14 protein-coding genes are annotated in these 15,435 nt (G+C 68.8%); 6 read left to right on the forward strand and 8 right to left on the reverse strand.

All coding sequences use genetic code 11. The features are described from left to right. Positions 1-15: 15 nt before the first annotated feature. Positions 16-891 carry a signal recognition particle-docking protein FtsY gene (gene ftsY / locus AC3ANJ_RS10640; RefSeq protein ID WP_488316282.1) on the reverse strand — a complete coding sequence of 292 codons (876 nt, stop codon included), beginning with the start codon at positions 889-891 and terminating at the stop codon, positions 16-18. A 33-nt stretch (positions 892-924) separates the two neighbouring features. Here ftsY and AC3ANJ_RS10645 point away from each other — a divergent pair, with 33 nt between their 5' ends. Continuing rightward, complete coding sequence (locus tag AC3ANJ_RS10645) at positions 925-1,578, forward strand: hypothetical protein (RefSeq protein WP_488316283.1); 654 nt, start codon at positions 925-927, stop codon at positions 1,576-1,578. A gap of 4 nt (positions 1,579-1,582) precedes the next feature. Here AC3ANJ_RS10645 and smc read toward each other — a convergent pair whose 3' ends face one another. Further along, positions 1,583-5,161, reverse strand: a complete 3,579-nt coding sequence (gene smc / locus AC3ANJ_RS10650; protein WP_488316284.1) for a chromosome segregation protein SMC — start codon at positions 5,159-5,161, stop codon at positions 1,583-1,585. Between the two features lie 552 nt (positions 5,162-5,713). Here smc and AC3ANJ_RS10655 point away from each other — a divergent pair. The 5 genes from AC3ANJ_RS10655 (at position 5,714) to AC3ANJ_RS10675 (ending at position 10,287) form a co-directional block, all read left to right on the forward strand. Further along, positions 5,714-5,989, forward strand: coding sequence for a hypothetical protein (locus tag AC3ANJ_RS10655; protein WP_406249999.1), 276 nt, complete (start codon positions 5,714-5,716; stop codon positions 5,987-5,989). A gap of 14 nt (positions 5,990-6,003) precedes the next feature. Continuing rightward, a complete protein-coding gene (locus AC3ANJ_RS10660) occupies positions 6,004-7,098 on the forward strand; it encodes a GNAT family N-acetyltransferase (protein ID WP_488316285.1) in 1,095 nt (364 codons plus the stop codon). Further along, positions 7,095-8,171: a GNAT family N-acetyltransferase gene (locus AC3ANJ_RS10665; RefSeq protein ID WP_488316286.1), complete on the forward strand. Its 1,077-nt coding sequence runs from the start codon at positions 7,095-7,097 to the stop codon at positions 8,169-8,171. Before AC3ANJ_RS10660 ends, AC3ANJ_RS10665 begins: the two co-directional genes overlap by 4 nt. 104 nt (positions 8,172-8,275) lie before the next feature. Continuing rightward, entirely contained in the window at positions 8,276-8,971 is a 696-nt protein-coding gene (locus AC3ANJ_RS10670; RefSeq protein ID WP_488316287.1) for an ABC transporter ATP-binding protein, read from the forward strand. Next, complete coding sequence (locus AC3ANJ_RS10675) at positions 8,968-10,287, forward strand: permease (RefSeq protein ID WP_488316288.1); 1,320 nt, start codon at positions 8,968-8,970, stop codon at positions 10,285-10,287. The genes AC3ANJ_RS10670 and AC3ANJ_RS10675 overlap by 4 nt, the downstream gene beginning before the upstream one ends. Positions 10,288-10,305: 18 nt before the next feature. Here the strand turns inward: AC3ANJ_RS10675 and mutM are convergent, their stop codons facing one another. From mutM to AC3ANJ_RS10705, 6 genes are all read right to left on the reverse strand, one after another. Next, complete coding sequence (mutM, locus tag AC3ANJ_RS10680; protein ID WP_488316289.1) at positions 10,306-11,178, reverse strand: bifunctional DNA-formamidopyrimidine glycosylase/DNA-(apurinic or apyrimidinic site) lyase; 873 nt, start codon at positions 11,176-11,178, stop codon at positions 10,306-10,308. Then, entirely contained in the window at positions 11,171-11,863 is a 693-nt protein-coding gene (rnc, locus tag AC3ANJ_RS10685; RefSeq protein WP_488316290.1) for a ribonuclease III, read from the reverse strand. The genes mutM and rnc overlap by 8 nt, the downstream gene beginning before the upstream one ends. 17 nt (positions 11,864-11,880) lie before the next feature. Further along, entirely contained in the window at positions 11,881-12,090 is a 210-nt protein-coding gene (gene rpmF / locus AC3ANJ_RS10690) for a 50S ribosomal protein L32 (RefSeq protein ID WP_042541694.1), read from the reverse strand. A gap of 2 nt (positions 12,091-12,092) precedes the next feature. Beyond that, entirely contained in the window at positions 12,093-12,590 is a 498-nt protein-coding gene (locus AC3ANJ_RS10695; protein ID WP_406250522.1) for a YceD family protein, read from the reverse strand. Between the two features lie 83 nt (positions 12,591-12,673). Next, a complete protein-coding gene (coaD, locus tag AC3ANJ_RS10700) occupies positions 12,674-13,171 on the reverse strand; it encodes a pantetheine-phosphate adenylyltransferase (protein WP_406249990.1) in 498 nt (165 codons plus the stop codon). A gap of 62 nt (positions 13,172-13,233) precedes the next feature. Then, positions 13,234-15,405 (reverse strand): ATP-dependent DNA helicase RecG, encoded by a 2,172-nt coding sequence (locus AC3ANJ_RS10705; protein ID WP_488316291.1) that lies wholly within the window; start codon positions 15,403-15,405, stop codon positions 13,234-13,236. Positions 15,406-15,435 lie beyond the last annotated feature (30 nt).

Consider the following 15,435-nt stretch of genomic DNA (forward strand, 5'->3'; position numbering starts at 1 on the left):
TCGCGGTAGTCCCGATCACTGGCCGACCAGCGCCTGCACGAAAGCGTGCGGCGTGAAGCCCGTGAGATCATCGATGCCCTCGCCCTGACCGAGCAGTTTCACCGGGATGCCGGTGCGCTCCTGCACGGCGAGCACGAACCCCGCCTTGGCCGAACCGTCGAGCTTCGTGATCACGAGCCCGGTGACCCCGGCGTGCTGCAGGAACGACTCGGCCTGCATGACGCCGTTCTGCCCGGTGGTCGCGTCGAGCACGAGGAGAACCTCGCTGATCGGCGCCTGCTTCTCGACGACTCGGCGGATCTTGCCGAGCTCATCCATCAGCCCGCCCTTGGTGTGCAGGCGACCCGCCGTGTCGATGATCGCGATCTCGACGCCCTGGCTCTTGGCGTACTCGACCGTCTGGAAAGCGACGGACGCCGGGTCCTGCCCCTCGTGCTGCGGCCGAACGATCGCGGCTCCGGCGCGCTGCGCCCAGGTGGCCAGCTGATCGACCGCGGCCGCGCGGAACGTGTCAGCCGCACCGACGACGACACTGCGCTCGTAGCGACGGAGGAACTTGGTGAACTTGCCGATCGTGGTCGTCTTGCCGACGCCGTTCACTCCGACGACCAGCACGACGGCCGGACGTTCGGTGAGCTTGAGCGTCGTGTCGAACTTCGCGAAGTGCTCCTCGAGGGTTTCCCGCAGCATCCGCTGGAGGTCCTTCGGATCGGTCGTACGGTACTTCTCGACCTTGTCCTGCAGCTCCTCGACGACGCGTTCGGTGATGTCAGGGCCGAAGTCGGCGGTGATCAGCGCGGTCTCGAGGTCCTCCCACGTCGTCTCGTCGATCGTGGGTTTGACGAACATGCCGCGCAATGCGCGACCGAGGGACCAGGACTTCTCCGCCATGCCTCCAGCCTACGGCCACGCTACGATCGCGGGATGCAGGCAGCGCTCAGTCGGCTCTACGTCCACGGAGGCGGTCGCCAGGGTGCGTCCGCGTGGCCGTCTCAAGCGGATGCGGGTGGCGAGTTCCTCACCTTCGGAGCGATGAGCGTCGCCGAGCAGGCGCATCTTCTCGCCGAGGGTCCTCAGGGCGCTCTCGTGTTCGCCCACTCGATCGGCGCCGTGCCGGCGGCGCTCTCCGCACGCGCCATGAAGCCGAAGGGTCTCGTGCTCGTGGAGCCGGCGCTGTACGACATCGCCAGAGGACATCCCGCGATCGAACGGCACATCGGCATCGTGACGGAGGCGCGGACGCAGGCGGATGCCGGGAACCTGCGCGGGTTCTGGGCGATCCTGCGTCCCCTCATGTTCGGCGGGCCGTTCGACGCAGCGCGGTGGGACGACGAGCGTCCCGTCGCCGAACGCTGGGCCAGGACGAACCTGCCATGGGGACATGCAGTGCGGGAGGACATGCTCGACGGCATCCCGACCCTGGTGGTGACCGGCGGATGGAACGACGAGTACGAGGTGATCGCCGGCGTCCTCGCCGGCGGTGGCGCGCGACACGTCGTGCTGCCGGGTGCCCAGCACAGGGCGCAGGACGTGGACGGGTTCGCGGGTGTCGTCGCCGAGTTCGAAAGCGGGCTGTAGCGGGTCAGCTCGCCGCTGCCGCGCGATCGCCGACGCGCTGGCCGACGACGGCCGACACGCCGTCCTGACGCATCGAGACGCCGTAGAGGGCGTCGGCGATCTCCATCGTGCGCTTCTGGTGGGTGATGACCAGCAGCTGCGAGCTCTCGCGCAACTGCTCGAACACGGTCAGCAGCCGGCCGAGGTTCGCGTCGTCGAGCGCCGCCTCGACCTCGTCGAGGATGTAGAAGGGGCTGGGGCGCGCCTTGAAGATCGCCACGAGCAACGCGACCGCTGCCAGTGACCGCTCGCCGCCGGACAGCAGCGACAGCCGCTCGATCTTCTTTCCGACGGGCCGCACGGCGACCTCGATCCCGGTGGTCAGCATGTTCTCCGGATCGGTGAGCGAGATGCTCCCGGTCCCACCGGGGAACAGCAGGGGAAAGACCTCGGTGAACGCCTGCCTGGTGTCCTCGAAGGCGCTCGCGAAGATCGTCTGCATCCGCTCGTCGAGGTCCGCGATGATCGTGAGCAAGTCCTGCCGCGTCCTGGTCAGATCGGCAAGCTGTTCGGTGAGGAACGCGTGCCGCTGTTCGAGCGCGGCGAACTCCTCCAGCGCGAGCGGGTTGACCCGGCCGAGCTGACCGAGCTTGCGCTCCGCCTCACGCAGCCGCCGCTCCTGCACGCGCCGGTCGTACGGCACGCCGCTCACGTCGCCGGCGGCGTCCTCCGCATCAGCGGTGTCCTCTGCGTCGTCCAGGAGCGGGCCCGGCGCAGCGAGCTCGGCAGGGTCTCGCGGAACCAGTTGATCCGGCCCATATTCCGCAACGAGAATATCTTCGTCCAGAGCGAGTTCGCTGGAGACCCGGTCGAGCAGGCTGGACAGGTGCAGCTTCTTCTCGTGGATCTGCAGCTCGAGGCCGTGCACGCTCTCCGTGAGACCTGCAAGCCGGTCGCGCAGAGTGTTCTCCTGGGCCCGCAACGCGGTGAGCTCCTCATTCTGCGCAGACCGCGCCGCCTCGGCTTCCGCGAGGGCCAGCCGCGCCTCGGCCACAGAACGATCCAGGGAGTCGAGGATCCGCGGCAGTTCGGCGGCGACGCCCGAGGCGGCTTCGCGCTGGGCTCGTCGGATCACCGCGCGGCGCGCCGCTTCGGCTGCTGCGTCGCGCTCCTGCTCGCGCTGACGCTCGAGCGAACCGACACGAGCCTGCGCGGCGCGCACGCGCTCACGCAGAGTCTCGATCTCGAGGCGCGCCCGCACCTCGCCCTCGCGCGCCGCTTCGAGCGCCTCGAGCAGGCCATCGCGCGCTGAGGCGTCCAGTACCGGTCGCGGCGCGGATTCGGCGGACTCGACCTCGGCCTTGGCCACAACGGCGTTCTTCTCGGCATCCGCGACGGCGGCCTGCGCCTGCGCCAGCCCCGACTCGAGGCGCTCGCATTCGGCGACCGCGGACTCGTGCTGCACGGTGACGCGGTTCACCTGCTCCGCATACGTCGCCAGTGCCGCGTCGTGCTCACGCAGCGCACGCAGCGCTTCCTTGGCGTGGCGTCGGGCGCCCTCGACCCGCTCGGTCGCATCCTCGCGCGCATCGCGCAGCGAGTCGACGATCACGCGGACCTCGTCCAGCCTTTCGGCCGCAGCGTCCCGCTCGGCGGTGAGCTCCAGCCGCGATCGCTCGGCCCCGGAGCCTGCGCGCAGCGTCTGCGCCGTGAGCACCTCGCCGGCGGAGGTCACGATGGTCGTCATGGTGTCGGCCATCGCATCCAGCGTCGCACGCGCTGCCTTCGCCGCGGTCAGGTCGTCGGCGATGAGCACGTGCGAGAGGATGCCGAGAACCCCGTCGGGTGCCGTGACGACCTCGCTGGCCGCCGTGACACCGTCGATGGCACTGGTCGCCGTCGACGGCCGTGCCGCGTCGGCGATCACGAAGTCCACCATCCCGCGATCGGCGTCCTCGACCAGCCCGATCGCATCGTCGAGCGTGTCGACGAGCACTCCTTCGGCGAGAGGCCCGAGCACCGCCGCGATCGCGGCTTCGAAGCCCGCCCGCACCTGCACGGCGTCGCCGACGAGCCCGCGGACGCCGGTCCCGCCCATCTTCACGATCTCGGCGGCGCCGCCCGAGAGCGAGAGCGCGCTCGTGAGCGCTGAGGTCTTGGCGGTGAGCGAATCGACCTCGCGCTCGGCCGCGTGCAGTCGTTCGCGCAACCCGTCGCGCTCGGTCTCCGCCGCGGTGGCTGCGGCCTGGGCCGCCTCATACTCCGCGGCGTGCTCGGCCGCTGTACCCTCCGGCGCCTCCGCGTCCTCGATCGCCTCCAGCGCCTCGGCCGCCTCGCGTCGGCGCGTGTGGGCAGCCTCCAGTGCATTCTCCTGACGCAGTACGGCACCGCGGACAGCGGCCAGAGCGGATGCCGCGGCCTCCGCATTTCCTCGGAGAGACGTCAGGCGCATGTCGTACTCGGAGACCAGCGCGCTCTGCTCGGCGATGTCGACGTCAAGGGTGTCCAGCTCTGCGCGGGCCTGCATCACCTCACGACTCGCGGTCACTGCGGCATCCTGCGCATCGCCGATCCCTTCGGAGATCCGGGTGATCTCGTCCTTGGCCTCGTCGATCGTCGCCTGGGTGACCGTCACCGACGCCACGGCCGCGTCGTCGTCCTCGGATCCGAGCAGAGCCAGACGCTGATTCGCGAGCGTGTACAGGCCGCGCATGCGTTCCTGCACCTGCTCGAGACCGAAGGCCACGCCACGCGCCGCATCGACCGCCGCGGAATTCTGGTCGGCCTCGAGTCGCGCGATCTCCGCCCTGACCTGGTCGGCCTGGTCGGTCAGTACGAGCCTCTCGGTGTGCCGCTCCTGCTCGGTACGGGTGTGATCGGCCAGCGCGGTCCGCAGCGCGACCACGTCGTCCGCGAAAATGCGCGCCTTCGCGTCGCGGACCACAGCGGCGATCGTCTGCGCCTCGCGCGCGATCTCGGCCTGGCGCCCGAGCGGCTTCAGCTGCCGACGGATCTCACCCGCCAAATCGCTCAGGCGCGTGAGGTTGGTCTCCATGGCGTCGAGCTTCCGGAGAGTCTTCTCCTTGCGCCGACGGTGCTTGAGGATTCCTGCGGCCTCCTCGATGAATCCTCGGCGGTCTTCGGGTGACGCCTGCAGCACGGTGTCCAGGCGTCCCTGCCCGACGATCACGTGCATCTCCCGACCCAGACCCGAGTCGCTCAGCAGCTCCTGCACGTCCAGCAGACGGCAGCTGGAGCTGTTGATCGCGTACTCGCTCGAGCCGTTGCGGAACAGCGTGCGACTGATCGTCACCTCGGCGTACTCGATCGGAAGCGCGCCATCGCTGTTGTCGATGGTCAGCTGCACCTCGGCTCGGCCGAGTGGGCCGCGCGTCGATGTGCCGGCGAAGATGACGTCCTCCATCTTGCCGCCGCGCAGGGTCTTGGCGCCCTGCTCTCCCATCACCCACGCGAGCGCGTCGACGACGTTCGACTTGCCGGATCCGTTGGGGCCGACGATGCAGGTGACCCCCGGTTCGAACACGAACGTGGTCGGCTGCGCGAACGACTTGAAGCCCTTGAGCGTCAGGCTCTTCAGATGCATGCGGGCACCACTCGTCCGGGGAGAATCACGGCGGCTACGCTACCGGAATTCCGCGGCAGAACCGGCATCCCACACGGCGGGACAATGGATCCGCACCGACGCGACACGCCGTCTCCCTGGGAGAATGCTTGACGCACCGCGGATGGTTCGCTAGCGTGACAGACCGGAACGCCACTCGGAAGGAGGTTACCGATCATGATTCAGCTCATCGCACAGGCCACAGGCCTCGATACGCGCGCCTTTGCGGCGCCGCGTCCAGCGCATTCGGTAACCGCATCCTTCGGCCTCCGCAGCGCGCTCTCGTAGAACCGCAGCCTGAGATCTCGGGCCCCCCTCAGTGGGCCCTTCTCCGCCGTATTCTGCGCGGCACGTCCCTCTGACCTCCGCGTCACGGCCGTTCACTCTCCCCCGCCGCATCCCGGCTTCTGCTCTCCGCAGACGCCCTTCGGATCGGCTTCCCCCCGCCCACCGTGCTCCGCCGGATCGTCTCGGCGACCCGGCGTCGCATACGGGCGACTTCCATCACCATCACAACCATCACTGGAGTTCGAAGTGACCATCGCACAGCTGCACCGCAGCACCGCACACCCGCCCTGTCCCCAGGATCGCGAGATCCTGGAGATTCCCGTCCCGGTCGACCGCACGGAGCTCGCTCTGGCCGACCGGCTGTCCCTGCGGATCGGCCTCTGGCTGCTCCTGCGGACGCAACGCCGTCGGCCCGTGCCAGCCGAGGTGGACGTGCCGTCGTTCTTCCCCGGCGCTCCGCACCTCACGCAGCGCGAAGCGCTCACCATGCTCGCTTTCGATCTGCAGCACCAGCTGCGCTGACCGCAGGAGAAGACATGAGCATTCCGCTCACCGACACCGCGACGCTGCACCCGCTCGTGCTTCCGGCACGGGCGGGCGCAGCCCCCACCCCACTGGTGCGCGCGTACGCGGACGTCCGCAATGCGGCGTTCCTCGAGAGCACCGGCAGGGATGACGACGCACTCGAGGCCGAGGCTCTGCTCCCGCTGCTCTACAGCACGCCCGACCGCACACGCCGCCAGTGGTACGTCGTCTCAGGCGATCGGATGCTCGGGTGCGCCACGCTCGACATTTCGCAGGACGGCAACCAGGACACGGCACTCGTCATCGTCGCCATACTCCGCGAAGCCGCCGGCCGCGGCCTCGGCCGTGCGGTGTACGAGCATGTCGAGTCCGTGGCCCGTGACGCCGGTGTGCGCAAGCTGCTGCACTGGGCCGAGCATCATGACGATGGTTCGCGTGCTGAACCACTGGCGTCGCCGACCGGCTTCGGCTCTGTGCCTGCCGATCGCTCCGCCCGCTTCCTCACCCGCAACGGCTTCCGGCTCGAGCAGGTCGAGCGAGCCAGCGAGTTCCTCTGGACTGACGGCGCGATCGACCATCTGCGCGCGCTCCGCAAGGAAGCCGCCGGTCACGCGTACGACTACCGCGTCGTCCGCTGGATGCTGCCCACGCCCGCCGAGTACGTCGACGGTTATGCATGGATGAAGTCCCGTATGTCCACTGATGTGCCCGAGGGCGACCTGGACATGCCGGAGGAGATCTGGGATGCAGACCGCGTCGTCCGACAGGACGAACGCATCGCCCAGAAAGGCTGGTCGATGCAGGTCACGGCGGCGCAGCATCTCCGCACCGGCGAACTCTGCGCCTTCAACGAACTGGCGATGAGCTCGGATCCGAGCGCCACCACCCACCAGTACGACACTCTGGTGCTGTCCGCGCACCGCGGGCATCGCCTGGGCATGCTCGTGAAGACCGCCGGCCTCCTCGCCTGGCACGAGCAGTACCCGGCATCCGCTCGGGTCGTCACCTACAACGCGGAAGAGAATCGTCCGATGCTCTCGATCAACGAGGACATCGGCTTCACCGGCTTCGCCTACGAGGGCGCCTGGAAGAAGGACCTCACATGAACGACACCCTCCTGCTCGAAGAACTCGTCCTCCCGGCGGCTGTGGACGCTCGCGATGCTGCGGATTTCCTCGCCGTCGTCGCCCTGAACAACGCGGTCTGCGCCGACGACGCGGGCACGGACGACCTGTCACAGACCCCTGCAGAGCTGTTGGCCGGTCTGCGCGACACCGCTGATCAGATCCAGCGCATCTTCGTCGTCCGCGATGCGGGCGCGATCGTCGGCTGTGTGATCGTCGGCCACGCCACCGCCGAGCCGACCAGCACGCAGTTCGATCTGATGGTGCTGCCGCAGAACTGGGGTCGCGGCATCGAAGATGCTCTGCTCGCCCGCGCCGAGGAGGAGACGAGGGCGCTCGGCCGCAAGGTCATGCAGACCTGGACTCTCCACCCGGGGCGGACCGATGGTCCGACGATCACGCCCGCAACGGGATGGGGCGTCGTAGCGGACACCCCGCTCGCGCGGCTGCTCGCGAGCGCGGGCTTCGCCCTCGAGCAGGTCGAGCGCAACAGCGCCTTCGATCTGCAGGCTCCGATGGACGCTGTGCGCGCAGAGTTCGAGCAGTCGAGCATCGCCGCCGGCGCGGACTATCGGCTCGTCGAGTGGACCATCCCCACTCCGCCGGAGCTGCAGGAGGGATACGCCTGGGCCCTCTCGCGCATGTCGACGGACGTCCCGGCCGGCGCCCTGGAAGTGGACGAGGAGACCTGGGATGCTGCGCGCGTCGAGCGCCGCGAAGCACGCCTGCTCGAGGGCGGCCAGACGATGTCGGTCGTCGCGGCCCAGCACGTGACCACCGGCCGCCTCGCCGCCTTCAACGAGCTCGTGATCGGTGCCGACCGCACCGAGGTGACGCACCAGTTCTGCACGCTCGTGCTGCAGGAGCACCGCGGGCATCGGCTCGGGATGCTCGTCAAGTGCGCCAATCTGCTGCGGTGGCACGCCGTCGCTCCCGAGTCGCCACGGGTGTCGACGTTCAACGCCGAGGAGAACCGGCCGATGCTCGCGATCAACGAGGGTCTCGGTTTCGTGTCGGTCTCGCATGCGGGCGCCTGGCAGAAGAAGCTCGACTGACCGTACTGCCCGTCCGTGCGGATCATCCTTCCGGATGACCCGCACGGACGGAACTGCATCGCGGGGCCGATGTGCCGGACGCAGCGTGCGACGAAGCTGAAGACATGAATGCTTCCGTCCTCACCGCCAACGCACTGCAGAAGACCTTCGGCACCACGCGCGCCCTCGCCGGCGTTGATCTCGTGGTCACCCGAGGCGAATCCGTGGCGATCATGGGCGCGTCCGGCTCCGGCAAGACGACGCTCCTGCACGTTCTCGCCGGCATCACGGCACCGGATGCCGGTCGCGTCACGTTCACTCCGGCATCCGGAGCAGCCCTGGAGGTGACGACACTCGGAGAATCCGAGCGCTCCCGTCTCCGTCGCGAGTCATTCGGTTTCGTCTTCCAGCAGGGACTGCTCATCCCGGAGCTGACGGCGATAGAAAACGTGTCCCTCGCGCTGATGATCAACGGCACGCCTCGACGCGCCGCCGAAGAGCACGCGGCCGGCTGGCTCGCGTCGCTCGGACTCGCCGGAATGGAGCTGCGCCGCATCGGCGAGCTGTCAGGAGGCCAGGCGCAGCGCGTCGCGATCGCACGCGCACAGGTGACCGGCGCCGAGATCGTGTTCGCCGACGAGCCGACGGGCGCTCTCGATTCGCACACCTCCTCCGAGGTGATGGATGCGCTGCTGTGGTCGACCACAGGACAGGGACGGACCCTCGTCGTCGTGACCCACGACTCCTCGGTCGCCCAGCGCTGCTCCCGGATCGTGCACGTGCGCGACGGCCGCATCGTCCAGACGGAGGTCGCGGCATGAACCCGCGCGTCCTCGCTCTGCTGCTGCGCCCGGCGCCCGGGGCCGGCGCCGTCGTCGTGCTGCCGATCGTCGCCTTCGGCATCGTGACGGCGCTCGTGCTCACGGTCACCGGCGGCGCGCAGACCTTCTGGACGTGGACCGATCCGGAGGGTGTCGTCTACCAGGGTCTGGCGGCGATCGCGCTCGTCCTGCTCGTCATCCCGCTCGCCGGTCTCGGCGGCGCGGCCGCGCGTCTGTCGGCCCGCCGCCGCGACGAACGCCTCTCCACCCTGCGGCTGCTCGGCGTTTCTCCGGCCGGGGTCATCGTGGCGACCGTCGTCGAATCCGTCGCGGTCGCCGCAGTCGGCGCTGTCACCGGTGTCCTCGGATACCTGGCGCTGTCACCCGCGATCGGACTCATCCCGTTCCGCGGCCAGCCACTGGGCTGGGCCGGCGTCCTGCTGCCCGTCGGAATCATCGCCCTCGTCGTGCTCGGCGTGCTCCTGCTGGCAGCCGTCAGCGCGGTCATCGGTCTGCGTCGTGTCGTCATCTCGCCGCTCGGCGTGCGGATGCGCACGGATGTGCCCAAGGCGCACTGGATGCGCGCGGTCGGCGGCGTGCTCGTCGTCGCCGCGGCTTTCGTCGCGATGCAGATCTTCCCCGGGATCGGCGGGATCCTCGTGACGATCCTGGTCGTGGCCGGGCTGTTCGCCGTCGGTCTCGCCGCGCTGAACCTCATCGGCCCGTGGGCTGTCGCGGTCCAGGCACGACGTCAGCTGCGCCGCGCTGAGCGCCCCGAGCAACTGCTGTCCGCCCGCCTCGTGCTCGAATCGCCCAAGGCGGCGTGGCGCCAGATCAGTGGCGTGACGATGGCGAGCTTCATGGCCGTGTTCGCGGGCAGCGGCGTCGCGGTGATGGACGTCATGAGCGCGTCGTCGAATCCGGCGGATCTCGCGCTGATCGTCGACATCCGCACCGGACTCATCATCACGCTCATCGGCTCCTTCCTGATGGTTGCGGCATCCGTCGGGGTCAACCAGGCCGCGGAGATCCTGGACCAGCGCGAGCTGCACCGGAGTCTGCACCGACTCGGGATGCCGCTGCAGACGCTCGACAGCGCTCGGCGTCGCGCGGTGATGTCTCCGCTGCTGCTGACGACGATCGGCGCCGCACTGTGCGCAGCCGTGCTGATCTTCCCGCTGCTCGGCATCGCGCTGATCACGGCACCTGTCTCGGTGGCGACGATCGCAGCTGTGATCGCCACGGGCATCGCTCTGGTGTGGGCGTCGACGCGCGTGACGCGCCCGATCCTGGCGCGCAGCTTCGTCGAGGCGTGAGCCGCGCCGCCTGCGGTGTCAGTCCGCCGTTCGCCGGCGCTGACACCGCGGGCAGTAGTGGCTCGAGCGGTTCATGAAGGCATCCCGCCGGATCTCCCCGCCGCACCGCGGGCACGGTTGTCCCCCGCGTCCGTACGCGTTGAGCGAGTGGGCGAAGTAGCCCGCCTGCCCGTTGACGTTCACGTACTGCGCATCGAAACTCGTGCCGCCTTCGGCGAGAGCCTTCTCGAGCACCAGGCGCACCTCGCCGAGCAGCCGGCGCACGGCCTGCGCCGAGAGCGCACGTCCGTGGGTCTCGGGGTGGATGCGAGCGGCCCACAGCGACTCGTCGGCGTAGATGTTGCCGATGCCGCTGATCAGCGTCTGGTCCAGCAGGATGCGCTTGATGGCGCTCGAGCGCCGACGCACGGAGGCGACGAACGCAGCATCGTCGAACGCCGGATCCAGCGCATCGCGGGCGATATGACGGACCTGACTCGGGACGAGATCTTCGCCATCGGGCACGAGTGCGTCGACCGCGAGCGAACCGAACGTCCGCTGATCCGCGAAGACGACGGCGAGCTCGCCGTGCTGCGGGTGACGGATGCCGAGCCTGATGCGCTCGTGACGCTCGGCCGGGGCATCGGGAGAGCGCAGCAGCATCTGTCCGCTCATGCCGAGATGCGCTGTCAGGGCGTGGTCCGCGCCGGCCAACGGCATCCAGAGGAATTTGCCGCGGCGTTCGGCACCGGCGATCGTCCTGCCTTCGAGGAGCCCTGCGAAATCGGCTGCTCCGGCCGGATGCCGCGTGAGCGCCCGCTCATCGTGAACCGCAACGCTGGAGACCCGCGCGCCGACGACGGCCGGTGCGAGACCGGCGCGGACCACCTCGACTTCTGGGAGCTCAGGCACGGTCGCTGAGCACCCGCCACGCGGTGAGCGCTGCGGCCATCTCGGCGGTCTTCTTGCTCGTCCCGTCGCCGGTCGTCGTCACGTCGCCGACGACGACCGTCGCAGTGAAGCGGCGATCGTGGTCGGGGCCGTCCGACTGCACCGAGTACAGCGGCGGCGGCGAGCCGACACGGGCCGCGAGCTCCTGCAGGCTCGTCTTGGGATCCATTGCGGCGCCGTAGCGCTCCGGGTCCGCCAGCAGCGGCTCGATGAGCCGCAGCACGAGATCGGTCGCGGCATCCGGCCCGGCGGACAGGTACGTGGCGCCGATGACGGCCTCCGTCGTGTCCGCGAGGATCGAGTCCTTGTCCCGGCCGCCGGTCTGCTCCTCGCCTCGGCCGAGCAGGATGAACTCTCCCAGTCCGATGCCTCTGGCGACCTCGGCCAGTGCGACCGTCGAGACGACGCTCGCACGTCGTTTGGCCAGCTGGCCCTCGTCCAGGCCCGGATGCGTCGTGAACAGCATCACCGTGACCGCTTGGCCGAGCACCGAGTCGCCCAGGAACTCCAGACGCTCGTTGTGCGGGATGCCGCCGTGCTCGTACGCGTATGAGCGGTGGGTCAGCGCCAATGCCAGAAGCTCAGGGTCGATATCGACCCTGAGCTTGGCGATGAGAGGCGCTGTCCCACCGGGGACATCCGTCACGATCGTGAGACCGTGATTCAGACGTCTGCGACCTTGCGGCCCTTGTACTCGAGGAACAGCTCGGTGCCCTGCGAGTCGGTGACGACCTTCGCCTGGTGCGGACGGCTGTAGACGGTCTTGCCGTTCTCAACGGTCTTGACGAGCGCGATGGGCGCCGCCTTCCACTGCGCGCGACGCGAGCGGGTGTTGGAACGGGAAACCTTGCGCTTCGGGGGGTTACCGGCCATGGCTAACTCTCTTCTGTATTCTCGGGCGCGCGGGTATCTTCCGCACTCCCCTGGTCTGCGATCTGTTGGAGCGCACTCCATCGAGGATCGATGGGAGCGGCAGTCTCTGCCCCGGTGCTCGTGGCCAGTCGTTCACCCGTGATCGGGTCAAGACCCGGGCAATCCGGCTGACACACCGGCTGAAATGGAAGCGACAGAACCGCCGCATCCCTGACCAGAGTTTCAAGATCCACGTGGTCGTCTTGAACCTCGAAGTCAGTTTCTTCCTCACCAGGATACGCGAAAAGCTCCTGGAACTCGACTTCGACAGGCGCAGAGATCTCTGTGAGGCATCGGCCGCACACTCCCTCGTACGTTCCGTCGGCCGTTCCGGACACCAGGATGCCCTCGTGAACGGACTCCAGACGCACGTCCAGATCGAGGTCGGAACCTGCCGGGAACGAGACGATCCCCTCGCCCCACTGTTCGCGAAGAGGCACCGTGAAGGCATGCTCGCGCATCTCGCCCGGGTGCCGCACGATGTCACGTGCGGGCAGCACGAAGGGTCCGTTCAGTCGGGATTTCACTCTTCGAGTCTACCGGCTCAGATGCCGCGCGCTCCGGTGTCGAGGAACTGGGCGACCGCCCGCGGCACGAACGGCGATACATCGCCGCCGAGTCCTGCCACCTGGCGCACCAACGAGCTCGATACGAGAGCATGCGAAGGATCGGGCAGGAGGAAGACCGTCTCGATATCCGCCAGGTGCCGGTTCACGATCGCCATCGGAGTCTCGTAGGCGACATCGATCTGCGATCGGATGCCTTTGACGAGAACACCAGCGCCGACGTCACGCGCGTAGTCCACGAGCAGGCCCATGCTCCACGCCCCGACCACGATGTCGCCGGACATGCCGTCGTCGGCGATCGACTGCTCCAGCAGGCTCAGCCGTTGGGCGATCGGGAGCATCGCCTCCTTGCCCGGGTTGTGCACCACGAGCACGTGGAGTTCGTCGTACAGCTTCGCCGCGCGACGGATGACATCGAGATGGCCCAGGGTCGGCGGGTCGAAAGAACCCGGGACGACGGCGATCCGGCTGCTCACTACGACTCACTCCGTTCGCTCGGTACGGCGGATGATCCCAGCCTAGGGCACCGTGAACGGGGTCAGTTCTTCGCGAGCGCGGCGCGATCCTCCGCGCTGACCCGCCGCGCGATCGCCGCGTGCAGCCCCGGATGCCGGTCCAGCAGCGGGTCGGCATCCAGGATGTCCTCGGCGAGCTGGCGGGCACGTGCGATCAGCGCCGTGTCCTTGACCACGCGCAAGAGTTTGAGCGACGAACGCACGCCCGACTGCGTCGAACCGAGCACATCGCCCTCTCCGCGCAGCTCGAGATCGACCTCCGCGAGAGCGAAACCGTCCAGCGTCGCCGCGACGGCCTCGACCCTGTCACGCGCGAGTGTGCCCTCCTCGGCCTCGGTCACCAGCAGGCACAGACCGGGGACACCACCGCGGCCGACCCGTCCTCGCAGCTGATGAAGCTGAGAGACCCCGAAGCGGTCAGCATCGAGGATGATCATGGTCGACGCGTTGGGCACATCGACGCCGACCTCGATCACGGTCGTCGCGATCAGCACGTCGATCTGACCGCGGGCGAACGCCTGCATCACGGCATCCTTCTCGTCCGCCGGCATCCGTCCGTGCAGGACCGCACGGCGCAGCCCGGAGATCTTCGGATGCGTCGCGAGGGCCTCGTCCAGCTGGATGACACCCCATCGGGGCCCTGCCGCGCCCTCGGGCGCGAGCGGTTGGTCCCCGACCTCGGCGGTCTTGGCCGCGGTGTCGATCGCGGCGCAGACGACGAAGACCTGACGGCCCTGCGCGACCTCCTCCGCGGCGCGCTCGAAGACTCTGGCGAACCATCCTGGGTGCTCGGCGAGGGGCGCGACGAAGGTCTCGATGCCAGCGCGTCCTGCGGGCATCGTGCGGATGATCGAGGTGTCGAGATCGCCGAAGACCGTCATCGCGACGGTGCGCGGAATCGGCGTCGCCGTCAGCACCAGCGCGTGCGGGCTCGATCCCTTCGCCCGCAGCGCCTCGCGCTGCTCGACGCCGAACCGATGCTGCTCGTCGACGACGACGAGACCGAGATCGGCGAACGTCGTCTTCTCCCCCAGCAGCGCGTGCGTGCCGACCACGATCAGCGCCTGCCCGCTGGCGACCCGGAGCGCTGCCTTGCGTCGTGCCGGCGCGGACATCTGGCCGGTGAGCAGCGTCGGCATGACGAGCGGGGCGAGATCCGGCCCCAGCATCTTGGTGATCGAGCGCAGATGCTGCCCCGCGAGCACCTCGGTCGGCGCGATCAGCGCGGACTGTCCGCCGGACTCGGCAACCTGCAGCATGGCGCGCAGAGCCACGAGCGTCTTGCCCGAACCCACTTCGCCCTGCACGAGACGGTTCATCGGCCAGTCGCCGATCAGATCCTTCGCGACCTGATCACCGACGGTCTGCTGATCCGCGGTGAGTTCGTACGGAAGGGACGCGTCGAACCGCTCCAGCAGCCCGCCGGGCTCGGCCGGCCTGCGAGTGGCGCTGAGCATCCGCACGAAAGCGCGCTGCTGCAGCAGCGCCGTCTGCAGCACGATGGCCTCGTGCATGCGCAGGGTCCGCACGGCCGGATCGATGTCGTTCCGCGTCTCGGGCCTGTGCACCTGCACCAGTGCTGTGCGCGCGTCGAGGAGCCCTTCCGCTGTCCGCACGTCCGCGGGCAGCGGGTCGGGGACATCGGTGAGCTCCGGGAGCACGCGCTCCATGTGCTTCTGCAGCGTCATGCTGGCCACGGTCGCCGTCGCCGGATAGATCGGAATGGGCCTGGTCGAACGGATGTCCGCGCGCTTGCGGGCCTCGAGCTCGTCGTCGAACAGCTCGTAGTCGGGATGCGCGAGCTGCATGGTCTCCCGGTAGAAGCCGACCTTGCCGGAGAAGATTCCCCGGCGCCCCGGCTCCAGCTGTCCCTTGCGCCAGTCCGCCTGCTGCTTGTTCTTCGCGAAGAACGTCAGGTTGACCTGACCGACGCCGTCGCTGATGGTCACCTCGACCATCGCACCCGACCGGTTGCGCATGACGCGCACGCTGGATGTGAGGATCTGCGCGACGATCGTGACCATCTCACCGGGTGGCAGATCGACGATCGGCGTGAGCTCACCCGGGTCCGCGTATCGCCGAGGGTAATGCGACACGAGGTCACCGACCGTCACCATGCCGAACGCGCGCTCCAGCGGCTTCGCCGCCTTGTCGCCGAGCGCCAGCGTCAGCAGCGCGTCGAGACTCAAGGACATGGCATCGAGTCTAGGAGGGGCTGCGGACGC

This window comes from Microbacterium sp. STRO-1N, from assembly GCF_057748015.1.